The sequence below is a fragment of the Pseudomonas sp. H3_D04 genome (assembly GCF_054669175.1).
On record NZ_CP162801.1, the window covers coordinates 4,320,024 to 4,345,020 of the forward strand.

The following is a 24,997-nucleotide window of genomic DNA, read 5'->3' on the forward strand; positions in this document are numbered from 1 at the left end:
TCTCCCTTGAAATGCAAAAGCCCCGACTCGAAAGAGCCGGGGCTTTTTGTTGCGCCATGTTTATTCACAGGGCTTCACACCGATTCACACGCACGACACAAAATCACTACAAAATACGTAGCTCGCTACCTTTCAACCTGACGAGCGTGCGTATATAAAAGCATCCCGGTGCATTAAGGCGAACATTGAAGGGATCAACGCTCGCCTTAATGGTTGACATAAACGGATCCAATTACGCATTTTGTTTTATTTGCGCAGGCTGGGGCTCAGGCGCAGCATGTCCAATCCTGTATTGACCCATCGCTCGGCTTCGGTGTGCAGTTGAAAACTGTCCGGGGCCAATAGCCACTGGTACAGCATGCCATCGATGTAGGCGTGCAGGCTGATGGCCGCGCGGGCCGTGTCGAGGTCCTCGGGCATTTGCCCCCGATTCACCGCATTACTCAGGGCCAGGGCGATTCGCACATTGCAGTCGAGGCTGACTTCACGACGCTGCTGACGCAGATCGCACATTTCATCGGTGAATTCGCACTTATGAAACAAAATCTCATTGATGCGTCGGGTCTTCGGATCCAGGGCAACTTGATGAAACAAATGAATCAGCAGTTTGCGCATGCAGCCCAGCGGATCGAGCTCATCTTCGCTTTCACTGGCCCTGGCCATTTCATCCAGCGGCTCTTTCAAGCTATCGAGCATGGCCTGCACCAGATCCGCCTTGTTGCTGAAATGCCAGTAGATGGCGCCGCGAGTCACGCCGGCCAGAGTCGCGATGTCCGCCAGCGTAGTGCGCGCCACGCCTCTTTCATAAAAGGCTTTCTCTGCCGCTTCCAGTATCTGGCTGCGGGTTTCTTGAGCTTCCTCTTTGGTACGACGGACCATGGCAGTAAAACCTCAATCGGGATGCTTCAGCGATGTCTGAACAGCCGCTGAACAAAAGTGGGGCGAGCGCTCTTGGGACTCGTCCCCGGCTTACAATTCGAACCTTTGACGGGCGTTGGTAACGGGGTGGATACGCAGTCAAGGTGTTTACAAACAACCATGAACGTAAGTATATTCCTTAGCAAGCTACTTATCCACTCAGCACTCATTTTTTACCCTTTCACATTTCTAGTGCGTTTCTTGCGCGCCTGACCCGAGGATTTTCATGCAATTCAAGCCAGCTGTTACCGCTCTGGTCGCCGCCGTCGCCCTGGCATCACTGCTCAGCGGATGCAAAAAGGAAGAAGCGGCACCCGCCGCACCGCCTCCTCAGGTCGGCGTGGTCACCCTGCAACCTCAAGCCTTTACCCTGACATCCGAACTGCCGGGGCGCACCAGTGCGTTCCGCATCGCCGAAGTTCGCCCACAGGTCAATGGCATCATTCTCAAACGTCTGTTCAAGGAAGGCGGTGACGTCAAGGCCGGCCAGCAGCTGTATCAGATCGATCCGTCGGTCTATGACGCTACGCTGAAAAGCGCCCAAGCCAACCTGCAACAGACGAAGTCGATCTCGGATCGCTACAAGCAGTTGGTCAACGAACAGGCCGTCAGCCGTCAGGAATACGACACGGCGGTGGCCAACCGCATGCAATCGGAAGCCGCGCTGCAAACCGCTCAGATCAATGTGCGGTACACCAAGGTCTACGCGCCGATTTCCGGCCGCATCGGCCGCTCGAACGTGACCGAGGGTGCGCTGGTCAGCAACGGCCAGGTCGATGCCATGGCGGTGATCCAGCAACTCGATCCGATTTACGTCGACGTCACCCAGTCTTCGGTCGAGCTGCTTGAGCTGCGTCGCGAACTGGAAAGCGGTCGCCTGCAAAAGGCTGGCGACACGGCAGCGGCGGTCAAGCTGACGCTCGAAGACGGCAGCCAGTACAAACAGGAAGGCAAGCTCGAATTCTCCGAAGTTTCGGTTGACCAGACCACCGGCTCCGTGACCTTGCGTGCAGTGTTCCCGAACCCGGATCACACGCTGCTTCCGGGCATGTTCGTACACGCTCAGCTCAAATCCGGTGTGAACGCCGCTGCCATTCTGGCGCCGCAACAAGGCGTAACCCGCGACCTCAAAGGCTCGCCGACCGCACTGGTCGTCGGTGCGGACAACAAGGTCGAACTGCGTCAGCTCAAGGCCAGCCGCACCGTCGGCAACCAATGGCTGATCGAAGACGGCCTGAAGGCCGGCGATCGTCTGATCACCGAAGGACTGCAATTCGTCAAACCTGGCGTCGAAGTCAAAGCCAGTGAAGCGACTAACGTTGGCGCAAAGAACCCGGCCCCCGCACAGGCAGCTGACAAGGCTTCCAGCGGCAAAGGGGAGTAAACCATGTCGAAATTTTTTATCGACCGTCCGATTTTCGCTTGGGTAATTGCCCTGGTGATCATGCTGGTCGGGGCACTCTCGATTCTCAAACTTCCGATCAACCAATACCCGAGCATTGCGCCTCCGGCCATTGCGATCCAGGTCACCTACCCAGGCGCGTCCGCACAAACCGTGCAGGACACCGTGGTGCAGGTCATCGAACAACAGCTCAATGGTATCGATAACCTGCGTTATGTCTCCTCGGAAAGTAACTCCGACGGCAGCATGACCATTACCGCGACCTTCGAGCAGGGCACCAACTCCGATACCGCGCAGGTTCAGGTCCAGAACAAACTGAACCTGGCCACCCCGCTGCTGCCGCAAGAAGTGCAGCAACAGGGTATCCGCGTGACCAAGGCAGTGAAAAACTTCCTGTTGGTGATCGGCGTGGTATCTCGCGACGGCAGCATGACCAAGGACGACCTGTCCAACTACATCGTGTCGAACATGCAGGACCCGATCTCGCGGACCGCCGGTGTCGGTGACTTCCAGGTCTTCGGTTCCCAGTACGCGATGCGTGTCTGGCTCGACCCTGCCAAGCTGAACAACTTCAACCTGACGCCAGTGGACGTGAAAGCGGCCATCGCGGCGCAGAACATCCAGGTGTCCTCCGGTCAACTGGGCGGCCTGCCTGCTGCGCCCGGCCAGCAGTTGAACGCCACCATCATCGGCAAGACACGTCTGCAGACTGCCGAGCAGTTCAACAAGATCCTGCTCAAAGTCAACAAGGACGGCTCGCAAGTACGCCTGTCCGATGTGGCCGATGTAGGCCTGGGCGGTGAAAACTACAGCATCAACGCCCAGTTCAACGGCGCACCGGCTTCCGGTCTGGCGGTGAAACTGGCCAACGGTGCCAACGCCCTCGACACCGCGAAAGCGCTGCGCAACACCATCAACACGCTCAAGCCGTTCTTCCCGCAAGGCATGGAAGTGGTGTTCCCGTACGACACCACCCCGGTGGTGACCGAGTCGATCAAGGGTGTGGTTGAAACCCTGGTCGAAGCGATCGTGCTGGTGTTCCTGGTGATGTTCCTGTTCCTGCAGAATTTCCGCGCCACTGTCATCACCACGATGACCGTGCCGGTGGTGTTGCTGGGGACATTCGGGATCCTCGCGGCGTTCGGTTTCAGCATCAACACCCTGACCATGTTCGGCATGGTGCTGGCCATCGGCTTGCTGGTGGACGATGCCATTGTCGTGGTGGAAAACGTCGAACGGGTCATGAGCGAAGAAGGTCTGTCACCCAAGGAGGCCACCAAGAAATCCATGGGGCAGATCCAGGGTGCACTGGTCGGTATCGCCCTGGTGCTGTCGGCGGTATTGCTGCCGATGGCGTTCTTCAGTGGCTCTACCGGTGTGATCTACAAGCAATTCTCGATCACCATCGTCTCGGCCATGGCCCTGTCGGTACTGGTTGCGCTGATCTTCACCCCGGCACTGTGCGCCACCATGCTCAAGGCAATTCCGAAAGGCGAGCACGGCACGCCGAAACGCGGCTTCTTCGGCTGGTTCAACCGCAGCTTTGACCGTGGCGTCAAAAGCTACGAGCGTGGCGTGGGCAACATGCTGACGCACAAGGCGCCGTACCTGCTGGCCTACTTGATCATTGTCGTCGGCATGATCTGGCTGTTCACCCGCATTCCAACGGCGTTCCTCCCGGAAGAAGACCAAGGCGTGCTGTTTGCCCAGGTGCAGACCCCGGCCGGCTCCAGCGCCGAACGCACGCAGGTGGTGATCGATGAGATGCGCTCCTACCTGCTGGACAAGGAATCGAGCGCCGTGGCCTCGGTGTTTACCGTCAACGGCTTCAACTTCGCCGGTCGCGGCCAAAGCTCGGGCCTGGCGTTCATCATGCTCAAGCCGTGGGATCAGCGGGATGCGGAAAACAGCGTGTTCAAACTCGCCGCCCGCGCCCAGCAGCACTTCTTCACCTTCCGCGATGCGATGGTGTTCGCCTTTGCGCCACCGGCGGTATTGGAGCTGGGTAACGCCACCGGTTTCGACGTATTCCTGCAAGACCGCGCCGGCATCGGTCACGACAAGTTGATGGAGGCTCGCAACCAGTTCCTCGGCATGGCGGCACAGAGCAAGGTGCTTTATCAGGTGCGTCCGAACGGCCTGAACGACGAGCCGCAATACCAGCTGGAAATCGATGACGAGAAAGCCAGTGCATTGGGCCTGACCCTCACCGACATCAACAGCACCCTGTCGATTGCCTTGGGTAGTAGCTACGTCAACGACTTCATCGACCGTGGTCGGGTGAAGAAGGTCTACGTGCAAGGTCAACCCGGTTCGCGGATGAGCCCGGAAGACATCAAGAAATGGTATGTGCGCAACGCCGCCGGAACCATGGTGCCCTTCTCCGCCTTCGCCAAGGGCGAGTGGATTTACGGTGCACCGAAGCTCTCGCGTTACAACGGCGTAGAAGCGATGGAAATTCTCGGTGCCCCGGCCCCGGGCTATTCCACCGGTGAAGCCATGGCTGAAGTCGAAGCCCTGGCCAAGAAACTGCCGGCCGGTGTCGGTATTTCCTGGACCGGTCTGTCATACGAAGAACGGCTATCGGGCTCACAGGCGCCGGCGCTGTATGCGTTGTCGCTGCTGATGGTGTTCCTGTGCCTGGCGGCGCTGTACGAAAGCTGGTCGATTCCGATCGCGGTGATGCTGGTGGTGCCGCTGGGGATCATCGGGGCACTGTTGGCCACCAGTCTGCGGGGACTCTCCAATGACGTTTACTTCCAGGTGGGCCTGTTGACAACCATCGGTCTGGCAGCGAAAAACGCCATTCTGATCGTCGAGTTCGCCAAGGAACTGCATGAGCAAGGGCGTAGCCTTCGCGAAGCGGCGATTGAAGCGTGCCGAATGCGTTTGCGACCGATCATCATGACCTCGCTGGCCTTCGTGCTCGGTGTGGTACCGCTGGCGATTTCCACGGGCGCCGGTTCAGGTAGCCAGCACGCAATCGGCACGGGCGTTATTGGCGGTATGATCACCGCCACCGTCCTGGCGATCTTCTGGGTCCCACTGTTCTTCGTTACCGTGTCGTCCATTGGCCAGCGCAAAAAAGCCGACCAGGATGACGCAATTGAACCTTCTAAAGAGGCTGGCCAATGAGCAAGTCGCTACTCTCCATCGCAGTTGCCGCCTTCGTGCTGAGCGGCTGCTCGCTGATTCCCGACTATCAGCAACCTGAGGCACCAGTGGCGGGCCAATACCCGCAAGGTCCGGCGTACTCGTCGGCCCAGGCGCCGAATCAGGCCGCTGCGGAACAGGGCTGGAAGCAGTTTTTCCATGACCCGGCACTGCAACAGCTGATTCAGGTGTCGCTGGAAAACAACCGTGACCTGCGTGTCGCCGCCCTGAACATCGACGCGTTCGCGGCTCAATACCGCATCCAGCGCGCCGATCTGTTCCCGGCCGTTTCGGCCAATGGCACCGGCAGCCGTCAGCGTCTTCCGGCTGACGCGTCGCAGACCGGTCAAGCGGGCATCAGCAGTTCCTACTCCGCTACGGTCGGTATCAGTGCTTATGAACTCGACCTGTTCGGTCGGGTTCGCAGCCTCAGCGAAGAAGCCCTTCAGAAGTACTTCGCGACAGAAGAAGGCCGTCGCAGCACGCAGATCAGTCTGGTGGCCAGCGTGGCCAATGCCTACCTGACCTGGCAGGCCGACAAGGAACTGCTGAAACTCACCCAGGACACCCTCGGTGCGTTCGAGGAGAGCTACAAGCTCACCGCGCGCAGCAACGAAGTCGGTGTGGCCTCGGCCCTGGACCTGGCCCAGTCGCGTACCTCGGTGGAAAACGCCCGGGCGCAACTGGCCAAGTACACCCGTCAGGTGGCGCAGGACGAAAACAGCCTGGTGCTGCTGCTCGGCACCGGCATCCCGGCCAATCTGCGAGAAGCCAAACCGCTATCTGACAACCTGCTGAGCGACGTACCGCCCGGTCTGCCATCGGACTTGCTGCAACGTCGTCCGGATATTCTCCAGGCCGAGTACAACCTGAAAGCTGCCAACGCCAACATCGGCGCGGCACGGGCGGCGTTCTTCCCGAGCATCAGCCTGACGGCCAATGCCGGGACCCTGAGCCCGGACTTGTCCGGTCTGTTCAAGGGCGGCTCGGGCACCTGGTTGTTCTCGCCGCAGATCAACCTGCCGATCTTCAATGCCGGCAGCCTGCGCGCCAGCCTGGATTACTCGAAAATCCAGAAAGACATCGGCGTGGCGAACTACGAGAAGTCCATTCAAACGGCCTTCCAGGAAGTCGCCGACGGCCTGGCCGCCCGCCAGACCTACACCGATCAGTTGCAGGCGCAGCGTGATTTCGTCACCGCCAACCAGGACTACTACCGTCTGGCCGAGCGTCGCTACCGTATCGGTGTCGACAGCAACCTGACCTTCCTCGACGCCCAGCGTCAGTTGTTCAGCGCCCAGCAGGTGCTGATCACTGATCGTCTGGCGCAGCTGATCAGTGCGGTCAATCTGTACAAGGCACTGGGTGGTGGCTGGAACGAGCAGACGGCGAAAGTCGAACCGCTGAAAGAAGAAGCGCCGAAGATGAAGTTGTTCTGATAGCGCTGTAAGACAAGAGGCCCACCTTTTGGTGGGCTTTTTGTTGGCTGCGGGAAAAGGTGTGGTGTCAGTAATGCCCTCGTCGCGGGCAAGCCTCGCTCCTGCAGTGTCCGCGCCGAATCATATTCCATGAACCCCCCACACCCCGTAGGAGCGAGGCTTGCCCGCGAAGAGGCCAGCCCATAAACACAAAAACCTCAAGCCAACATGCGTTCGATAACCGCCCAAAACCCGCTTTCCCCGATTGAACCCTCCTGTCCATCCCCCGCACCATTCGTCGCACAAGACCAATAACATCAGGTTCGACACCATGCCCCCGCGCCCTGCCCTGTCCGGCTGATCCCACCCCTTTTTTCACGATATCGAATCCCTTGTCTGCAACGGCCACGTTGCGGCAGCGCCCCGTTTCATCCCTAACAATTAGAGAGACCCGAGCCCATGACGCCTTCCACCACGCCGTACTACTTCCCAAGCCTGATAGCCATCGCCCTGGCCTGCGCGGCCCTGCCTGCCATGGCCGAGGAGTCGGGTTTTGTCGAAGGTGCCAAGGTCAACCTGAACCTGCGCAATTTCTACATCAACCGCAACTTCACCAACCCGACCAAGGCCCAGGGCAAGGCTGAAGAATGGACACAAAGTTTCATTCTCGACGCCAAATCCGGCTTCACCCAAGGCACCGTCGGCTTCGGCATGGATGTGCTGGGCTTGTATTCGGTGAAGCTCGACGGCGGCAAAGGCACGGGGGGGACTCAGTTGCTGCCGCTGGATCACGACGGTCGCCCGGCGGACAGCTTTGGTCGCACCAACGTGGCGTTCAAGGCCAGGCTGTCGCAGACCGAAATCAAGGTCGGTGAATGGATGCCGGTGCTGCCGATCCTGCGCTCGGACAACGGTCGCTCCCTGCCGCAAACCTTTCGTGGCGGCCAGATCACCTCGAAAGAAATCGCCGGCCTGACGCTCTACGGCGGCCAGTTCCGCGCCAACAGCCCCCGTGACGACAGCAGCATGAGCGATATGTCGATGACCGGAAAACCGGCGTTTACCTCCGACCGCTTCAACTTCCAGGGCGGCGAATACGCCTTCAACGACAAGCGCACCCAGATCGGCCTGTGGAACGCCGAACTCAAGGACATCTACAGCCAGCAATACGTGAACCTGATTCACAGCCAGCCCCTCGGCGACTGGACCCTCGGCGCCAACCTGGGTTTCTTCTATGGCAAGGAAGACGGCAGCGCCCGGGCCGGCGATCTGGACAACAAGACCTGGTCGGGCCTGTTCTCGGCCAAATACGGCGGCCACACCTTCTACGTCGGCCTGCAAAAACTCACCGGCGACAGCGGGTGGATGCGGGTCAACGGCACCAGCGGCGGCACCCTGGCCAACGACAGTTACAACGCCAGTTATGACAATGCGAAAGAAAAATCCTGGCAGGTACGGCATGACTACAACTTCGTCGCCTTTGGCATTCCCGGCCTGACCCTGATGAACCGCTACATCAGCGGCGACAACGTGCACACCGGCACAATCACCGACGGCAAGGAATGGGGCCGGGAAAGCGAATTGGGCTACACCGTGCAAAGCGGCGCGCTCAAAGACCTCAACGTCAAATGGCGCAACTCGACCATTCGTCGGGACTTCAGCAACAACGAGTTCGATGAGAACCGGTTGATCGTCAGCTATCCGATCAGTTTGTTGTAACCGCATTCCACAGTGCCGGGACACAGGCCACATCGGAAGTGGCCTATTCAAAAAAACTGCGAGCACATGAATATCGTAGTTCTATGAAGTTATAACAAATTGACTGCCGCGCTATTATTAAAAAAACTTAAAACCTGTTAGTTCTAACAGTAGCCTCCTTTCTGTCGGACTTCTAGAATCTGCCTGAAACAACATTCAGCAGTTTAAACCATGGAAGGGAAAACACTATGAACTGGTGGCAGATCGATACATTGATTATGGTTTCTTATGGCATCGTCCACTCCTGCCTCACAACCCGACCGGCGATGAAACTTTACGAAATATTCTTTCCAGAGTGGAGCTGGAATATTGGGATGTGCGTCTTTTCCGCCGCCACACTGGCGCTTGGTATTTATTACTGGCAGCCCTCAGGGCATTACATCTACGTCTTGATACCGGGAAGCCCACTGTTTCACTTTGCGGCGTTATCGATGGTCACTCTATTGGGCCTTACCATTTACTGCTTTCGTTACACCTCTACGTTTTGGCAATGGCTCGGCGCTCACCAATTAATTGCCAAATTGAGAGGACATAAAATCCCCGCGCCCTATCGAATGCAAGTACAAGGCATCAAGCGATACATACGTTTCCCCCACCATACTTTTCTAATGTTGTTTTTCTGGGCCCACCCGATCATGACTTACGACACGCTACTTTTTTCGGTCGGCGCCACAATCTATATGTATATCGGCACATGGCACATGGACAAACGCCTTGAATCAATATTTGGTGAAGAATGGCTAGTTTACAAGAAAGTGACCGGATTAATGCTGCCCTCACCTAAAGCATGGTCACGACTTTTTTCAGATCTACGCCAGCCGGGTAACGTCGTCTGATACAGACGTTGCCCCACCTTGAAACGTCTTTGCAAGGATGCAATCCATGTTTGAAAAAGAACTTGGCCCCTATCAGTATCGATTGGCCCAACACCCCATTTATGAGGCTATTCAATCGATCGAGCATGCCAGATTGTTTATGAGTCACCATGTGTTTGCAGTGTGGGACTTCATGAGCCTGGCCAAACGTCTGCAACGCGACTTCACTTGTGTCGAACTACCCTGGATGCCGGTGCAGAATGAAGATAGCGCCCGCCTGATCAATGAAATCATCACCGGCGAAGAATCGGATATTGGCCATGATGGCCGCCCGGTCAGTCATTTCCGCTTGTACCTCGACGCAATGGCCGAAGTCAGTGCGCCCACTGAAAAAATCGAGGCATTCATCAATCATTTGGCACACTCCTTTGCCCTAGGGAAGGCGCTCAAACAAGCCCGGGTTCCGGCATACGTACAAACGTTCGTCAAACACACGATCAGGACAGCACGCAAAGCCTCGACTGCCGAAGTGGCCAGCAGCTTTCTTTTTGGCCGCGAAGACCCGATACCCGCAATGTTCCAGATTCTGTTAGAGCGTTGGGGGCTAACTATTCATCAGGCCCCGAAGTTGACGTACTACCTGAACCGACACATCGAAGTAGACAGTGGCGATCATGGTCCTGGTGCACAAAAAATATTATCTCGATTGATCACCACGTCAGACCTGCGGGAAAAAGCATTACAGGCGGCCATTGACGCTATCGAACACAGAATCCAGTTGTGGAACGGTATCTATGGCGAAATAAAAAAGGTGGATGCAGGCGCCTAGTCACTCGCCGACCACTCATGGACAGAGAGGACAACCTCATGCCCCCCCCAATCAAATCGGCTCCCGTCAAGCCCGACTGGGACGCCAAGGCCTATCAACAATTCTCACGTCTTCGACAACGGCCGGTGAACGAGCTACTCGACCGCGTCAACCTTGAAAACCCCAAACGCATCTACGACCTCGGCTGTGGCACCGGCATTGCGACTCAAGCTTTGGCCAAACGCTGGCCCCGCGCACACCTGATGGGCATCGACAGTTCGGAGCAAATGCTTCAGGAGGCCAGAGGCTTGCCGATCAAGGCGCTGTGGAAGCAGTGCGATCTACAGAACTGGCAGCCGGAGCAACCCGCCGACCTGCTCTTTGCCGCCGCCGTGCTGCACTTCATCGACAGTCACGAACAGTTGCTGCCGCGCTTGCTCGATTATCTCAACCCGGGTGGTTGTCTGGCGGCGCACATGCCCGACTGGCGGGATGCGGTGTGGTATCAGCTGGTGCTCGACACCCTCAACGATGGAGGCTCCGACGGCAAACCGCTCGGCTCCCCGCAAGTGCGCGAGAGGATGGCGGCGCGGCCGTTGCTGTCACTGGAAAATTACCACCGGTTGCTCGCACCGATTACCCGGACGCTGGACATCTGGGAAACCGAGCAGTTGCAGGTCGTGGACGGCAAGTCGCCGATTTATGACTGGATCAAGGTCTCGGCCTTGCGGGCGGTGATGCAAGGCTTGAAGGATGACGAACAGGCGCGGTTCATTTATCACTTCATGATGCGGGTGCATGCGCATTACCCGCGAGAATACGATGGGCGCACGCTGTTTCCGTTCAAGCGGATCTTCATTGTCGCCACCGTTTGACCCTGTGGTCGCCGCGCGTGCCCGCGATGGCGGTGTGTCATTCACCATCGATGCAAGCTGACCCACCGCGATCGCGAGCAGGCTCGCTCCCACACGGGTCCTGTGTGAACACAAGTCATGTACTCACCGGACATCCCCTGCAGGAGCGAGCCGGCTCGCGATGGCGTCAGCTCAGACACCGCAAATCGCCAGGATCACTCCCGCGATTCAACCCCAAGCTCATCCCACACCGACTCCGCCAAATGGAACGTCGCATTGGCCGCCGGGATGCCGCAGTAGATCGCGCTCTGCATGATCACTTCCTTGATCTCGCCGCGGGTCACGCCGTTGTTGGCGGCGGCGCGCAGGTGCAGTTTGAGTTCTTCGTTGCGGTTCATGCCGATCAGCATGGCGATGGTGATCAGGCTGCGGGTATGGCGTGGCAGGCCCGGCCGGGTCCAGATGTCGCCCCACGCGTGGCGGGTGATCATTTCCTGGAACTCCGAGTTGAACTCGGTCAGGGCATTCAGGCTGCGGTCGACATGGGCGTCGCCGAGCACCGCGCGACGGACCTCCAGGCCTTCGTCGTAACGTTGTTTCTCGTCCACAACAATCCCCTTAATCAGCTGACAAAAACGTCAGGACCCGGTCACTGAACGCAGCACCGGCCTGAACGTTGGACAAATGCGCGGCGTAGAACTCGGCGTATTCGGCGCCCGGCACATGCTCCTGAATAAAGTGCCCTCCGGACGGTGGCGTGACCGCGTCTTCGGTGCCGGCAATGACCAGCAGCGGCACCTTGATCGCGGACAGCTGATCACGGAAGTCGGCGTCGCGCACGGCGGCGCAGTTGGCGGCATAACCCTCTGGCGAAGTGGCCGCGAGCATGTCGGTAATCCGCTTCGCGGCGGCCGGGTTGGCCTCGGCAAAGTCGGGGGTAAACCAGCGCGCAATCGACGCATCGCGCAAGGCGACCATGGCCGCCTGACCGTCACGCAGCACGGTTTCGATCCGTGGATTCCACACCGATGGATCGCCGATTTTCGCGGCGGTGTTGCACACTACCAACTTATTCAATCGATCACCGGCATTGATGCCCAGCCATTGGCCGATCAGGCCACCCATGGACAGACCGCAAAAATGCGCGCGTTCGATGTGCAGCGCATCCAGCAACGCCAGCACGTCGTGGCCCAGTTGCTCGATGCTGTATGGCCCCGGCGTGACCAGCGATTTTCCGTGGCCACGGGTGTCGAAACGCAGCACCCGGAAATGCTCGGAGAACGCGGCGACCTGCGCGTCCCACATGTGCAGGTCGGTGCCCAGCGAGTTGGACAGCACCAGCACCGGTGCATCCGCCGGGCCATCAAGTTGGTAATGCAGTTCGCCCTCGGCGAGTTGTACAAAAGCCACAGCAACCTCCTTCAGGCAGTCAACGCAGAATGTTCAGCCACCGCCCGCTCGACCCAGGTATGGGCCTGACCAAGGTAATGGGCGGGGTCCAGCAGACGATCGAGTTCCAGGGCCGACAACTCGGCGGTCACTTGCGGCTCTTCGCCGAGCACCGCTCGCAGATGACGTTGCTCGGCCACCGCACGTTTGCAGCAGCGCTCCAGCAGATGGTGCGCAGTGTCGCGGCCAACCCGTTGGGCGAGGACGATGCTAACCGCCTCGGCCAGCACCAGGCCTTGGGTCAGGTCGAGGTTGCGGGCCATGCGGTCGGCGTCCACTTCCAGCCCGTCCGCCACCAGCAGCGCTTGCTTGAGGCTGCCGGACACCAGGCAGCAAATCTCCGGCAGGGTTTCCCATTCGGCATGCCACAGGCCCAGGCTGCGCTCGTGTTCCTGAGGCATGGCGCTGAACAGGGTCGAGAGCAAACCGGGAACGCGGGTCGCCGCACCGATCAGCACCGCGGCGCCTACGGGGTTACGTTTGTGCGGCATGGTCGAGGAACCGCCCTTGCCCGGTGCCGACGGCTCGAACACTTCGCCGGCTTCGGTCTGCATCAACAGACTGATGTCGCGGCCGAGTTTGCCGAGGCTGCCGGCGATCAAACCGAGTACCGCGCCGAACTCCACCAAGCGGTCTCGCTGGGTGTGCCAGGGTTGGTCCGGCAGGGTCAGTTGCAGCTCACCGGCCAAGGCTTCGGCAATCGGCATCGCTTGCTCGCCGAGGGCTGCCAGGGTTCCGGAGGCGCCGCCAAATTGCAGCACCAGCAACCGAGGTTTAAGTTCTTGCAGACGTTGGCGGCTGCGAGTGACGGCGCCCAGCCAACCGGCGATTTTCATGCCGAGGGTGACGGGCGTGGCGTGCTGCAACCAGGTGCGCCCGGCCAGCGGCGTGGCGACGAAGCGTAACGCCTGGGTCGCCAAGGTTTCGCCCAGTTGCGCCAGATCGCTTTCGATCAGCGCCAGCGCGCGGCGCAGTTGCAGCACCAGGCCCGTGTCCATTACGTCCTGACTGGTGGCGCCCAGATGCACGTAGCGTTCTGCTTCGGCATCGTTGGCGGCGATCTGTTTACCCAACGCCTTGACCAACGGAATCGCCGAATTGCCCGCCGTGGCAATCGCCTCGCCGAGTGCTGAAAAGTCGTAATGCCCAGCCTGACAAGCCGCTGCGATCGAGGCGGCAGCCGACAGCGGAATCAAACCCGCGCTCGCCTCGGCCCGGGCCAGTGCCGCTTCGAAATCAAGCATGGCCTGCACCCGGCCTTGATCACAAAACACCTCACGCATATCGCGTGCCGTGAAATAGGCATCGAACAATTGATTGCCCGGTCGCTGATTCATAGACAGTCCCTGAAGGCGTGGGCCGGTCGGGCCCACGCGGTTGGATCAAAGGTCGTGGTGCAAATACTTGGCCTGTTTCGGCAGGCGCAGGCTGAACAGGAACGCCACCGCCATCATCACCGTCACGTACCAGTAGAAGGAGTTTTCAATGCCCGCGGCTTTAAGGCTCAGGGCGACGTATTCCGCCGAACCACCGAAGATCGCGTTGGCCACCGCATACGCCAGGCCGACACCGAGTGCGCGCACTTCCGGCGGGAACATCTCGGCTTTTACCAGGCCACTGATGGAGGTGTAGAAACTGACGATCGCCAGCGCCACGGTAATCAGCACAAAGGCCAGGAACGGACTGCTGACACTTTTCAGGCTCAGCAGAATCGGCACAGTACACAACGTACCCAATGCACCGAACCACAGCATCGAGTTACGGCGGCCGATCTTGTCCGCGAGCATGCCGAACAGCGGCTGCATGCACATATAAAGGAACAGCGCGCCGGTCATGATGTAACTGGCGGTCTTGGCGTGCATGCCGGCGGTGTTCACCAGGTACTTCTGCATGTACGTGGTGAACGTGTAGAAAATCAGCGAGCCACCGGCGGTGTAACCGAGCACGGTAATAAAGGCCGCTTTATGGTCGCGGAACAACGCGCGAATGCTGCCGGCGTCCTTGTTTTCGCGCATTTCCTTGCTGGTGGTTTCCTTGAGCGAACGACGCAGGAACAGCGAGATCAATGCAGCCACTGCGCCGACCACAAACGGGATCCGCCAGCCGTAGGCACGCAGGTCATCTTCAGTGAGGAACTGTTGCAGGACCACCACCAGCGACACCGCCAGCAACTGCCCGCCAATCAGCGTCACGTACTGGAACGAGGCGAAGAAACCGCGCTGGCCCTTGAGGGCGACTTCGCTCATGTAGGTTGCGGTGGTGCCGTACTCACCGCCCACCGACAAGCCCTGCAGCAAACGGGCGAACAACAGCATGATCGGCGCCCAGACGCCGATGTCCTTGTAGGTCGGCAGGCAGGCGATGAGTAACGAGCCGAAACACATCATCAGAATCGAGATCAGCATCGAATTCTTGCGCCCGTGCTTGTCCGCGACACGGCCGAAAATCCAGCCGCCAATCGGCCGCATCAGGAACCCGGCCGCAAACACGCCGGCGGTATTCACCAGCTGCACAGTCGGGTTATCGGACGGGAAAAAGGCCGGCGCAAAGTAGATCGCGCAAAAGGCGTAGACGTAGAAGTCGAACCATTCAACGAGGTTGCCGGACGAGGCGCCGACAATGGCGAAGATCCGTTTGCTGCGCTCTTCGCCGGTGTAGTGCGCTGAAATAGCGGTAGGGGTTGTCATTGTTTTTCACTCTTTGGGGACCATGACATTCTAGACACACTTTGCAACAGTCCCGTTCCACAGTTGGCAATGCTGTCCTCTGTAAAGAGTGAGCCTGCTCGCGACGGCCGAGTGTCATTCAGCATTGAAGGCACTGATACACCGCCATCGCGAGCAGGCTCACTCCTACAGGGATCTGCGGTGTTTCAGTAGTCGAAGAACACCGTCTCGGCATCGGTGCCTTGCAGGATCACATTCCACTGGTACACACCGGACGCATCCTGCTTCGCCAGCAACGTACCCCGGCGCTCGGCCGGCACACACTCCAGCAACGGGTCGTCGACGTTCGCCGGTTCGCCCTCAAAGTAAATCCGCGTCAGCAAGTGCTTCACCAACCCGCGAGCGAACACCAGCACCACCAGGTGCGGCGCCTGGGTCGAGCCCTTCAGGCCTTCCACCGTTCCGGGTTTGATCGTGGTGAAACGAAAGCGCCCTTCGGCGTCCACCGGCACCCGGCCGAAGCCTTCGAAATTCGGGTCCAGGGGTTTGGCCTGGTCGTCTTCGGGGTGGTCGTACTTGCCGGCGGCGTTGGCCTGCCAGACTTCCAGCATCGCGTCGTTAACGAAATCGCCATTGCCATCGACGACTTGCCCGGTGATCGCCACGCGCTCGCCCAGGGTTTGTTCGACCGTCAGGTCTTCGCGGTTCAGCCAGGTCAAACCAATGTGGTAATACGGCCCGACGGTGTGGGATGTGGTCGCGTTCAGCGTCATCTTATTTCTCCATCGGCGTGGCTTCACGGCCGCGCAAGACGATGTCCCAGCGATAACCGAGGGCATAGGAAGGGATGGTTTTTTCCAGGTCGAAACTGGCGATCAAACGCTCTTTGGCGCTGGTGTCCGGTACGCAGTTGTAGATCGGGTCATAAGCCAGCAGCGGGTCGCCGGGGAAATACATCTGCGTGACCAGCCGCGTCAGGATGCTCGGCCCAAACAGCGAGAAATGAATGTGCGCCGGACGCCAGGCGTTGTGGTGGTTGCCCCACGGGTAAGCGCCGGGCTTGATGGTCTGGAATTGATACCAACCATCGGCGTCGGTCACGGTGCGACCGGTACCGGTGAAGTTCGGGTCCAGCGGCGCGTCGTGCAGGTCGCGGGCATGGTTGTAGCGCCCGGCGGCATTGGCCTGCCAGATCTCCACCAGAATCCCCGGCACCGGCAAGCCGTCTTCATCCAGCACGCGGCCGTGGATGATGATGCGCTCGCCCAACGGTTCGCCCGCGTGCTGCACCGTCAGGTCGTTGTCCTTCTCGTTGATACGCTCGGCGCCGATGGTCGGGCCGGTAATTTCCGACAACGAATGCGGCAAAAACACCAACGGCTTGGACGGCGCACGAAGGTTGGTGGATTGATAAGTCGGGTGCAGGTAGTCCGGCTGGGTGCCTTCCTGCGGGCGACGGTAACCAGGCTTGTCAGTCATTTCGCTTTCCTCTGTTCTTATTAGTCTGCCGGGCGTCAGACGCGTTCGATGGCCAAGGCCAGACCCTGGCCGACACCGACGCACATGGTCGCCAGGCCTTTGTTGCCGCCCGTTTTTTCAAGCTGATGCAACGCGGTCAGGACCAGGCGCGCACCGCTCATGCCCAACGGATGGCCCAAGGCAATGGCGCCACCGTTCGGGTTGACCTGGGCCGCGTCGTCCGCCAAGCCCAGCTCACGCAGTACCGCTAACCCTTGGCTGGCAAAGGCTTCATTGAGTTCGATCACATCGAAATCGCTGACGGCCAGCCTGAGGCGCTCGGTCAATTTGCGCACCGCCGGCACCGGGCCGATGCCCATTACCCGTGGCGCGACACCGGCGCTCGCCATACCCAGCACTTTGGCGCGGGCAGTCAGGCCGTGTTTCTTCACTGCTTCAGCGGAGGCCAGAATCAACGCCGCTGCGCCGTCGTTCACACCGGAAGCGTTGCCGGCGGTGACGGTTTTGCCTGGACCGTTGACGGGCTTCAGCTTGGCCAGGGTTTCCAGCGTGGTGTCGGCACGAGGATGCTCATCCTGGCTGACGACGGTTTCGCCTTTCTTGTGGGCAACCCGCACTTCGACGATTTCTTCAGCGAAAAATCCTGCAGCTTGCGCGGCGGCTGTGCGCTGCTGGCTGCGCAGGGCGAAAGCGTCCTGATCCTCGCGAGACACTTCGTAATCGTCGGCCACGTTGTCGGCGGTCTGCGGCATCGCATCGACGCCGTATTGCGCTTTCATCAACGGGTTGATGAAGCGCCAGCCGATGGTGGTGTCTTCCAGCTTCATGTTGCGCGAGAACGCCGCATCGGCCTTGCCCATCACGAAGGGTGCGCGGGACATAGACTCGACGCCGCCGGCAATTGCCAGCTCCATTTCGCCACTGGCGATTGCGCGGAAGGCGGTGCCGATCGCATCCATACCCGAGGCGCAGAGGCGATTGAGCGTGACGCCGGGAATGCTTTCCGGCAGCCCGGCCAGCAACAGCGCCATGCGGGCGACGTTGCGGTTGTCTTCGCCGGCCTGGTTGGCGCAGCCGAGGAACACCTCGTCCACTGCGTTCCAGTCCACCGACGGGTTGCGTTCCATCAAGGCCTTTATCGGCACGGCGGCGAGGTCGTCTGCACGCACCGCTGACAAGCCGCCGCCGAAACGGCCGATGGGGGTGCGAATCGCATCGCAGATATAAACGTCGCGCATCACGCTTCTCCCGGTGTCTGACCGTGGGCGGCGGCGGTGCGGGCTTCCAGGTCCCTGAGCGCCTTAAGCTCAACATCCGTTGGCTCAGCCGTATTTTCGACATTTCCTGCGAAGCGAATTGCCCAGCCGGTGGCGGCAATCACTTGCTCGCGAGTCACGCCCGGGTGCAGCGCGGTGACCACGAATTCATGGGTGTCCGCTTCGGGCTCCATGATGCACAGGTCGGTAATGATGCCGACTGGCCCGGCGCCCGGAAGGCCGAGACGCTTGCGCGAATCACCGCCCTCGCCATGACCGACCGAGGTGATGAAGTCGAGTTTGTCGACGAAGGAGCGCGCCGATTGCTTGAGAATGATGAGTACGCTTTTCGCCGAGCCAGCAATTTCCGGCGCGCCACCGGCACCGGGCAGGCGGACTTTCGGTGCGTGGTAATCACCGACCACGGTGGTGTTGATGTTGCCGAAGCGGTCGACCTGCGCGGCGCCGAGAAAACCGACGTCGATGCGCCCGCCCTGCAACCAGTAGCGAAAAATCTCACCGGTCGGGACGACAGTGTCGGCGGTTTCCGCCAGTTCGCCGTCACCGATCGACAGCGGCAATACGCTTGGCTTGGCACCGATCGGACCCGATTCGTAGATCAGGACCACATCCGGCGACGACGTCAGGCGCGCCAGGTTGGCAGCTTTCGACGGCAGGCCGATGCCGACGAAGCACACCGAACCGTTCTTCAGGCGGCGGGCAGCGGCGACGGTCATCATTTCGTTGGTGGTGTAAGTCATTACTTGGCCTCCGATGCAGCGGCCAGTTTGGCCTGGAACTCGCTGAAGTCAGCGCAGCCGTGGATGTATTCGTCGATCCACGCGGTGAAGGTTTCACGGTCGCGGGCAATCGGGTCCCAAGCCTGGTAGAAGCGGTTGTCGCGCTCGTTGTAACCGTGGGCGTAGGACGGATGCGCGCCGCCAGGCACATGGCAGACCGCGCTCAAGGCCCAGGTCGGCAGCACGCAAGAATTCATTGGTGCATTGAGGTCGTCGACGATTTCCTCGACGGTGACGATGCAACGCTTGGCCGCCAGCGCGGCTTCTTTTTGAACGCCGAGAATGCCCCACAGCAGCACGTTGCCTTTGCGGTCGGCTTTCTGCGCGTGAATCACGGTGATGTCCGGGCGTACCGAAGGCACGGCGGCCAACACTTCGCCGGTGAACGGGCAGGTGACGGTTTTGATCAGCGGGTTGACCTTCGGCAAGTCGGAACCGGCGTAGGCACGCAGTACCGCGAACGGTAGGCCGGAGGCGCCAGCGACGTAGGCATTGGCCAGGTCGGCGTGGCTATGCTCTTCGATTTCCAGCGCGTGCGGCCACTGCTTCTCGACCGCGTCACGCAGACGATGCAGCGAACCGACACCCGGGTTGCCGCCCCAGGAGAAAATCAGCTTGCGAGCACAACCGGCGCCGATCAACTGGTCGTAGATCAGGTCAGGCGTCATCCGCACCAGCGTCAGATCTTTCTTGCCCTGGCGAATGATTTCGTGACCGGCCGCCGTAGGGATCAGGTGAGTGAAGCCTTCGAGCGCGACGGTATCGCCGTCGTTGACGAATTGCTTCACCGCGTCGTGCAGCGAAAGGATTTCAGCCATGGGGCAGGCTCCCGTTTGTGATGAACCGACAGTGGTAGAAAAAGGCGCGATGCGCAGCGCCGGAATGACTGAAGGTTAAGCCTGTGCAAAACACCAAACAATCCGATAATCGACTAAGTGTTCGTTTATCGAACATATTGTTGTCTCGCTATCGATCCCAAAAAGCATCGCCGGAACGCCGCCCGGAGCCGGCTCACTCCTACAGGAGAACGCGATTGACTGTAGGACCGAGCCTGCTCGCGAAGAGGCCATCAAACCCGCTGAAGATTCCGGAGCCTGAACTCAGGTCGCATCCGCATGACTGACCATGCCCTTGATCACCACCGCCATGGTTGCCACCGCCGCCGGAATCACCAGCGCCGTCAGCACTTGTTCAAAGTTCCAGCCCAGGCCCAGCAATGTCGCACCCATCCAGGCCCCGAGAATCGCGCCGAAACGGCCAATCCCGAGCATCCACGACACCCCGGTCGCTCGCCCTTGCGTCGGATAAAACCGCGCTGCCAGCGACGGCATCGCCGATTGCGCACCGTTGACGCACATCCCGGCCACCAGCACCAATGTCGCCAAAATCGTGATATTGCCCAGGCTCTGCCCTACCGCGTAGGCAAACACCCCGGCCAGCAGGTAGAAAATGCCGATGACCTTGTGCGGATTAAACCGGTCCATCGCCCAGCCCACGCCCACTGCGCTCAACACCCCGCCAAACTGGAACAGGGCACCAATGAATGCCGCTTGTTCCATGCTCGCGCCACTGTCACGCATCAGCGTCGGCAACCAACTGGTCAGCAGGTAAACAATCACCAGCCCCATGAAGTAGGTCAGCCACAACAGCAAGGTGCCGGTGCTATAGGTGCCAGAGAAGATCACCGCGAACACGTTGCGCGCCTTCACGGTTTTCTGCTCCGGTACGCTGAAGCTCGACGCCTGAGCGACGACAGTGGGATCGATCGGTGCGAGAGCCTTGCGCACTTTGTCGGTGCCACGGTTGCGCACGACCAGGTAACGCGCCGATTCGGGCAGCCAGAACAGCAAGACGACGGTCAGGATCAACGGCAGAATCCCGCCGATCAGCAGCAGACTGTGCCAGCCGAAGGCCGGAATCAGCTTGGCCGAGATAAACCCGCCACCGGCCATGCCGAGGTTGAAGCCGCAGAACATGCTGGTCACCAGCAGGGATTTTTTGCGCTCCGGGGTGTATTCCGACAACAGCGTGGTGGCGTTCGGCATCCCGGCGCCAAGGCCCAGGCCGGTGAGGAAGCGCAGCACCAGCAGTTGGTCGACGTTGGTGCTGTACGCCGAGGCCAGGCTGAAAGCCCCGAACAACAATACCGCGCCGACCAGTACGACTTTTCGCCCAAAGCGGTCAGCCAAGGGACCGGAGCCCAGTGCGCCGAAGACCATGCCGATCAGCGCGGCACTCATTACCGGGCCGAGACTGGCGCGATCAATGACCCAGTCCTGGGACAGGGCCGGCGCGATGAAGCCCATGGCCGCGGTATCGAGGCCATCAAGGAAGACAATCAGGAAACACAGGATCACCACTCGCCACTGGTAGCGCGAGATGGGTTGAGCATTGATGAAGGACTGCACGTCGAGGCAGTTTCCTACAGCAGACTGAGGCTGGTTCATTATTTTTATTCCACGCAAGAACGCAGTCGGACAGGTGCCAGCTCAGGGCTGGCGCTGCCGCGACAGTAATGATCCCGGGGAAACAGCGTCAATTCGATAAACGCGAGTCTGTGCGTTTATCGAACAGCTTAGGCAAACAACTGGGCGCTGAGGTCACGGCTGGCACTTAACAAACCGGGCAAGAAACGCTGCTCCAGCTCGTTGCGGCTGACTCGTCCGGCGTGGGTACTGACGTTGAGCGCGGCCACCACCTGGCCCGAAGCGTCGTACACCGGAACGGCAATCGAACGCAGGCCCTGCTCCAGTTCCTGATCGACGATGCACCAGCCTTGTTGCCGCACTTCCTGCAGACATTCGAGCAACGCCTCGGGTGTGTGCAAGGTTCGGCTGGTCTTGGCCTGGAACTCCGCATGGTCGAGGTATTCGCGCAGCGAGGTGTCGTCCAGTGCCGCAAGAAGGATCCGGCCCATCGACGTGCAATAGGCTGGCAACCGCCCGCCCACCGACAGGTCGACGGAAATCAGGCGCTGGGTGGTCGCCGAGCGGGCGATGTACAAAATGTCGTCGCCCTCCAGCGTGGCCATGTTGCAGGCCTCGTGAAGTTGCTCACTCATACGGTCCAGATACGGCTGGGCGGACACCGCCAAAGGCGTTGAGGACAAATAGGCATGGCCCAGCGTCAGCACTTTGGGCAGCAGCGAATAGGTGCGACCGTCGGTGGTGGCGTAGCCGAGTTTGATCAGGGTGTGCAGGCAACGTCGCACAGCGGCGCGGGGAATTTCCGTGCGGTGGCTGATCTGGGCAATGGTCAGGTGCCGTTTGCGCTCCTGGAACGCTTGAACCACCGCCAATCCCCGGGCCAGGGACGTCATGAAATCCGGATCGCCGGTCAGGGCCTGGATTCGCTTGGCGGGCGAGGCCACGATCGGCGGCGCCACTGAAGCGAAGGAATTGCGCATTTGATCGTTCATATCAGGTCCTTTTCCCACACGGATCAGCGGCTATTACAAGCGGCTTCGGGTCCGGCACACAAGCCACAGGCTGCAAGATTGGGCGATTATCGAACCATCGACCGATAATCGCAATCGACCTCGCAGGCGATGGCTACCTGCGCGCGCTGATTTGCGCAGCGCCCGCAACATGCTTTTATTCTTTACTGATTAAGGGCTGATGTAGTGGGATTAACTTGTTCGACTTTATGGCGTCAGAAAGACATCGTTGCACTGTGACATCACCCACACCCTAGTTACCTCTGAAAGTTGTGAGTAACAAAACAATCACACAGGTAGAACTACTTTTAACTCTCAAGCGATAGTGTTCTTCGGATCGACCGCTATAATGCACCTCAGTGGCGAAGCGGTTTTTACGTGCCGATCCCGCTACCCGGCAGCCCGGTATTCTATCGTCGCTGCCTGCAGCAAGCGCTTGACGCTCATTTCATATGCTCCGCCAACGCGCTCGCTGAAACAGGTAACTGATGCTACGTCAGCTGTTTTTCTCTGGTGCCGTGGCCGCCTGCAACATGGAAGTATTTTTCGCACGCCGTAGAAACGATGCCTTTATCGGGTATTGGCCTTTCGACGGGTGTGGTCAATAGGTTCCATGCAGCGCGTTTCACCAGAATTTATCTCAACTCATACAGGTAGCACTGTGACGAAAGACGAACTGCGCGCGGAACTTGAGCGCCAGGAACAACGTTACAAGGAAGTTTACGGCGGGGAAGTCACCACCTACGCCGCTCAGCCCGAACCCGAACGCAAACCCTGGCGTAAACGCGCCACCGTTCAGGATCAGGCATTCACCCAGGAATTACAGAAGATGGAAAAGGAACTCAAAGCCGAAGAACCCTGAATACCTCGGCCTGAATCCTTCAAGGGTCTGCATCGGCACCCGTTAAAAGCGGGGTGTTCTGATGATGCCTTTCGCGCCCGCTACACGCGGGCAGCGGTCACCTCACCCTACGGATGAGGCAAATGGCACTTGCCTGACCCTCTTCTCAGATATTTCACACAAGTGTTCAAGCCTCTCGGTCTCACGAGAGAAACCCTTGTGGCTGCGGCCTTTTCATCTGAATTCAATGACTTGCAAACCCCGGTAAAAACCTCGGCGATAGGCCATCGTCACAAATTAATTCGTTGAAGAATGTTACCGATGAGCACCTAGTGCATCGATTTGCAGTCTTTTCTGGCATAATCGCGCCCCCTTATGACCGGGTCAGAAAACCTTCATGATCGATTTATTCAGCGGACTTGATGCTTGGGTGCTTGTGAGCCTCTTGCTCGCCCTGGCCTTTGTCCTCGCCTTCGAGTTCATCAACGGCTTTCATGACACCGCTAACGCGGTGGCCACCGTTATCTACACCAAAGCCATGCCGCCTCATCTGGCGGTGTTCTTTTCCGGTGTGTTCAACTTTCTCGGCGTACTGCTGGGCGGTGTCGGCGTGGCGTATGCCATCGTCCACCTGCTGCCGGTAGAGCTGCTGATCAATGTGAACACCGGTCACGGGCTGGCCATGGTGTTCTCACTGCTCGCCGCCGCCATCACCTGGAACCTGGGCACCTGGTACTTCGGTATCCCGGCCTCCAGCTCCCACACGCTGATCGGTTCGATCCTCGGTGTCGGCCTGGCCAACGCGTTGATCAACGACATTGCGTTGGCCGATGGCGTGAACTGGCAGAAAGCGATCGACATCGGGGCGTCCCTGGTGTTCTCGCCGATGGCGGGTTTCCTGGTCGCAGCGCTGATATTGATCGGTCTTAAATGGTGGCGTCCTCTGTCGAAGATGCACAAGACACCGGAACAGCGCCGCAAGATCGACGACAAGAAACACCCGCCGTTCTGGAATCGCCTGGTGCTGGTGATCTCGGCCATGGCCGTGAGCTTCGTGCACGGTTCCAACGATGGCCAGAAAGGTATCGGCCTGATCATGCTGGTGCTGATCGGTATCGTGCCGGCGCAGTTCGTTCTCGACCTGGGCAGCACGACCTACCAGATCGAACGGACCCGCGATGCGACGTTGCACCTGAGCCAGTTCTACAAGCGTAACGCCGACACCTTGGGCGAGTACCTGGCCCTGGGCAAAAGCGTGGAAGGCGATCTGCCGGAGAAATTCCGTTGCAACCCGCAACAGACCGAACCGACCATCACCGCCCTCCTCGACACCCTTAAAGGTGTAGCGGATTACCACTCGCTGTCGCCGGAAAGCCGCATCGAAGTGCGTCGCTATCTGCTCTGCCTGGATGACACGGCGAAGAAAGTCGGCAAGCTGCCTGGCCTCGCTGCCCGTGAAAAGGCTGACCTGGACAAACTGCGCAAAGACCTGACCACCACCACCGAATACGCCCCGTTCTGGGTGATTCTGGCGGTCGCCCTGGCCCTGGGCCTGGGGACCATGGTCGGCTGGAAACGCGTGGTGCTGACCATCGGCGAGAAGATCGGCAAGCAGGGCATGACTTACTCCCAAGGCATGTCGGCACAGATCACCACCGCGAGCCTGATCGGCATGGCCAACATCTTCAGCCTGCCGGTCTCCACCACCCACGTCCTGTCCTCGGGTGTGGCGGGCACCATGGTCGCCAATAAAAGCGGCCTGCAAGGCGGCACCGTGAGAACCATCCTGCTGGCCTGGGTCCTGACCCTGCCCGCGACAGTGGCCTTGTCGGCCGGCCTGTTCTGGCTGGCATCGAAGGCACTGGGCAGCTGATACATGGCTGCGACAAAGAGGCGCGTTCCGCAAGGTTCGCGCCTTTTTTATGGCCTGCAGTCCGGCATTGC

The 24,997-nt window shown here is 59.5% G+C and carries 21 protein-coding genes; 9 read left to right on the top strand and 12 right to left on the bottom strand.

The window, feature by feature from the left end; genetic code table 11:
* Positions 1-246 precede the first annotated feature (246 nt).
* The gene (gene emhR / locus AB4N91_RS19960) at positions 247-879 is read right to left on the bottom strand and encodes an efflux system transcriptional repressor EmhR (RefSeq protein ID WP_083374862.1); all 633 of its coding nucleotides are present in this window, start codon (positions 877-879) and stop codon (positions 247-249) included.
* Between the two features lie 265 nt (positions 880-1,144).
* Between emhR and AB4N91_RS19965 the strand changes: the two genes are divergently transcribed.
* From AB4N91_RS19965 to AB4N91_RS19995, 7 genes are all read left to right on the top strand, one after another.
* On the top strand, positions 1,145-2,302 hold the full coding sequence (locus tag AB4N91_RS19965) for an efflux RND transporter periplasmic adaptor subunit (RefSeq protein ID WP_010462517.1): 1,158 nt from the start codon (positions 1,145-1,147) through the stop codon (positions 2,300-2,302).
* A gap of 3 nt (positions 2,303-2,305) precedes the next feature.
* Positions 2,306-5,455 carry an efflux RND transporter permease subunit EmhB gene (emhB, locus tag AB4N91_RS19970; protein ID WP_010462519.1) on the top strand — a complete coding sequence of 1,050 codons (3,150 nt, stop codon included), beginning with the start codon at positions 2,306-2,308 and terminating at the stop codon, positions 5,453-5,455.
* The gene (gene emhC / locus AB4N91_RS19975; protein ID WP_010462522.1) at positions 5,452-6,912 is read left to right on the top strand and encodes an efflux RND transporter outer membrane subunit EmhC; all 1,461 of its coding nucleotides are present in this window, start codon (positions 5,452-5,454) and stop codon (positions 6,910-6,912) included. The genes emhB and emhC overlap by 4 nt, the downstream gene beginning before the upstream one ends.
* Positions 6,913-7,350: 438 nt before the next feature.
* Positions 7,351-8,610 carry an OprD family porin gene (locus AB4N91_RS19980; RefSeq protein ID WP_460111698.1) on the top strand — a complete coding sequence of 420 codons (1,260 nt, stop codon included), beginning with the start codon at positions 7,351-7,353 and terminating at the stop codon, positions 8,608-8,610.
* A 227-nt stretch (positions 8,611-8,837) separates the two neighbouring features.
* Positions 8,838-9,485, top strand: coding sequence for a hypothetical protein (locus AB4N91_RS19985; protein ID WP_200667853.1), 648 nt, complete (start codon positions 8,838-8,840; stop codon positions 9,483-9,485).
* Positions 9,486-9,531: 46 nt separating this feature from the next.
* Complete coding sequence (locus AB4N91_RS19990) at positions 9,532-10,293, top strand: DUF3050 domain-containing protein (protein ID WP_200667851.1); 762 nt, start codon at positions 9,532-9,534, stop codon at positions 10,291-10,293.
* 38 nt (positions 10,294-10,331) lie between these two features.
* On the top strand, positions 10,332-11,147 hold the full coding sequence (locus tag AB4N91_RS19995) for a methyltransferase domain-containing protein (RefSeq protein ID WP_460111700.1): 816 nt from the start codon (positions 10,332-10,334) through the stop codon (positions 11,145-11,147).
* Positions 11,148-11,341: 194 nt separating this feature from the next.
* Here the strand turns inward: AB4N91_RS19995 and pcaC are convergent, their stop codons facing one another.
* The 11 genes from pcaC to pcaR form a co-directional block, all read right to left on the bottom strand.
* Complete coding sequence (gene pcaC / locus AB4N91_RS20000; RefSeq protein WP_010462533.1) at positions 11,342-11,734, bottom strand: 4-carboxymuconolactone decarboxylase; 393 nt, start codon at positions 11,732-11,734, stop codon at positions 11,342-11,344.
* A gap of 10 nt (positions 11,735-11,744) precedes the next feature.
* Positions 11,745-12,536, bottom strand: a complete 792-nt coding sequence (gene pcaD, locus AB4N91_RS20005; RefSeq protein ID WP_326838964.1) for a 3-oxoadipate enol-lactonase — start codon at positions 12,534-12,536, stop codon at positions 11,745-11,747.
* Positions 12,537-12,547: 11 nt separating this feature from the next.
* Positions 12,548-13,912: a 3-carboxy-cis,cis-muconate cycloisomerase gene (locus AB4N91_RS20010; RefSeq protein WP_154503414.1), complete on the bottom strand. Its 1,365-nt coding sequence runs from the start codon at positions 13,910-13,912 to the stop codon at positions 12,548-12,550.
* A gap of 45 nt (positions 13,913-13,957) precedes the next feature.
* Positions 13,958-15,262, bottom strand: a complete 1,305-nt coding sequence (locus tag AB4N91_RS20015) for an MFS family transporter (protein WP_460111702.1) — start codon at positions 15,260-15,262, stop codon at positions 13,958-13,960.
* A gap of 185 nt (positions 15,263-15,447) precedes the next feature.
* Positions 15,448-16,014 (bottom strand): protocatechuate 3,4-dioxygenase subunit alpha, encoded by a 567-nt coding sequence (gene pcaG, locus AB4N91_RS20020; protein WP_077749557.1) that lies wholly within the window; start codon positions 16,012-16,014, stop codon positions 15,448-15,450.
* A 1-nt stretch (position 16,015) separates the two neighbouring features.
* Positions 16,016-16,720 (bottom strand): protocatechuate 3,4-dioxygenase subunit beta, encoded by a 705-nt coding sequence (gene pcaH / locus AB4N91_RS20025; protein WP_010462543.1) that lies wholly within the window; start codon positions 16,718-16,720, stop codon positions 16,016-16,018.
* 35 nt (positions 16,721-16,755) lie between these two features.
* Complete coding sequence (gene pcaF, locus AB4N91_RS20030; protein ID WP_460111704.1) at positions 16,756-17,961, bottom strand: 3-oxoadipyl-CoA thiolase; 1,206 nt, start codon at positions 17,959-17,961, stop codon at positions 16,756-16,758.
* Positions 17,958-18,737: a CoA-transferase subunit beta gene (locus AB4N91_RS20035; protein WP_010462546.1), complete on the bottom strand. Its 780-nt coding sequence runs from the start codon at positions 18,735-18,737 to the stop codon at positions 17,958-17,960. The genes pcaF and AB4N91_RS20035 overlap by 4 nt, the downstream gene beginning before the upstream one ends.
* Positions 18,737-19,594, bottom strand: coding sequence for a CoA transferase subunit A (locus AB4N91_RS20040; protein ID WP_010462548.1), 858 nt, complete (start codon positions 19,592-19,594; stop codon positions 18,737-18,739). Before AB4N91_RS20040 ends, AB4N91_RS20035 begins: the two co-directional genes overlap by 1 nt.
* A 282-nt stretch (positions 19,595-19,876) precedes the next feature.
* Entirely contained in the window at positions 19,877-21,223 is a 1,347-nt protein-coding gene (locus tag AB4N91_RS20045) for an aromatic acid/H+ symport family MFS transporter (protein WP_460111705.1), read from the bottom strand.
* A 128-nt stretch (positions 21,224-21,351) separates the two neighbouring features.
* Positions 21,352-22,194, bottom strand: coding sequence for a pca regulon transcriptional regulator PcaR (gene pcaR / locus AB4N91_RS20050; RefSeq protein WP_010462552.1), 843 nt, complete (start codon positions 22,192-22,194; stop codon positions 21,352-21,354).
* A 679-nt stretch (positions 22,195-22,873) separates the two neighbouring features.
* Between pcaR and AB4N91_RS20055 the strand changes: the two genes are divergently transcribed.
* Both AB4N91_RS20055 and AB4N91_RS20060 read left to right on the top strand, forming a co-directional pair.
* Positions 22,874-23,074: a hypothetical protein gene (locus tag AB4N91_RS20055; protein ID WP_007935837.1), complete on the top strand. Its 201-nt coding sequence runs from the start codon at positions 22,874-22,876 to the stop codon at positions 23,072-23,074.
* Positions 23,075-23,450: 376 nt separating this feature from the next.
* Positions 23,451-24,926, top strand: coding sequence for an inorganic phosphate transporter (locus AB4N91_RS20060; RefSeq protein WP_010462556.1), 1,476 nt, complete (start codon positions 23,451-23,453; stop codon positions 24,924-24,926).
* The last annotated feature ends 71 nt before the right edge of the window (positions 24,927-24,997 follow it).

Coding starts and splice junctions, on each gene's coding strand:
- emhR (WP_083374862.1), bottom strand. CDS start 879: ATGGTCCGTCGTACCAAAGAGGAAGCTCAAGAAACCCGCAGCCAGATA.
- AB4N91_RS19965 (WP_010462517.1), top strand. CDS start 1,145: ATGCAATTCAAGCCAGCTGTTACCGCTCTGGTCGCCGCCGTCGCCCTG.
- emhB (WP_010462519.1), top strand. CDS start 2,306: ATGTCGAAATTTTTTATCGACCGTCCGATTTTCGCTTGGGTAATTGCC.
- emhC (WP_010462522.1), top strand. CDS start 5,452: ATGAGCAAGTCGCTACTCTCCATCGCAGTTGCCGCCTTCGTGCTGAGC.
- AB4N91_RS19980 (WP_460111698.1), top strand. CDS start 7,351: ATGACGCCTTCCACCACGCCGTACTACTTCCCAAGCCTGATAGCCATC.
- AB4N91_RS19985 (WP_200667853.1), top strand. CDS start 8,838: ATGAACTGGTGGCAGATCGATACATTGATTATGGTTTCTTATGGCATC.
- AB4N91_RS19990 (WP_200667851.1), top strand. CDS start 9,532: ATGTTTGAAAAAGAACTTGGCCCCTATCAGTATCGATTGGCCCAACAC.
- AB4N91_RS19995 (WP_460111700.1), top strand. CDS start 10,332: ATGCCCCCCCCAATCAAATCGGCTCCCGTCAAGCCCGACTGGGACGCC.
- AB4N91_RS20010 (WP_154503414.1), bottom strand. CDS start 13,912: ATGAATCAGCGACCGGGCAATCAATTGTTCGATGCCTATTTCACGGCA.
- AB4N91_RS20015 (WP_460111702.1), bottom strand. CDS start 15,262: ATGACAACCCCTACCGCTATTTCAGCGCACTACACCGGCGAAGAGCGC.
- pcaG (WP_077749557.1), bottom strand. CDS start 16,014: ATGACGCTGAACGCGACCACATCCCACACCGTCGGGCCGTATTACCAC.
- pcaH (WP_010462543.1), bottom strand. CDS start 16,720: ATGACTGACAAGCCTGGTTACCGTCGCCCGCAGGAAGGCACCCAGCCG.
- AB4N91_RS20035 (WP_010462546.1), bottom strand. CDS start 18,737: ATGACTTACACCACCAACGAAATGATGACCGTCGCCGCTGCCCGCCGC.
- AB4N91_RS20040 (WP_010462548.1), bottom strand. CDS start 19,594: ATGGCTGAAATCCTTTCGCTGCACGACGCGGTGAAGCAATTCGTCAAC.
- AB4N91_RS20045 (WP_460111705.1), bottom strand. CDS start 21,223: ATGAACCAGCCTCAGTCTGCTGTAGGAAACTGCCTCGACGTGCAGTCC.
- pcaR (WP_010462552.1), bottom strand. CDS start 22,194: ATGAACGATCAAATGCGCAATTCCTTCGCTTCAGTGGCGCCGCCGATC.
- AB4N91_RS20060 (WP_010462556.1), top strand. CDS start 23,451: ATGATCGATTTATTCAGCGGACTTGATGCTTGGGTGCTTGTGAGCCTC.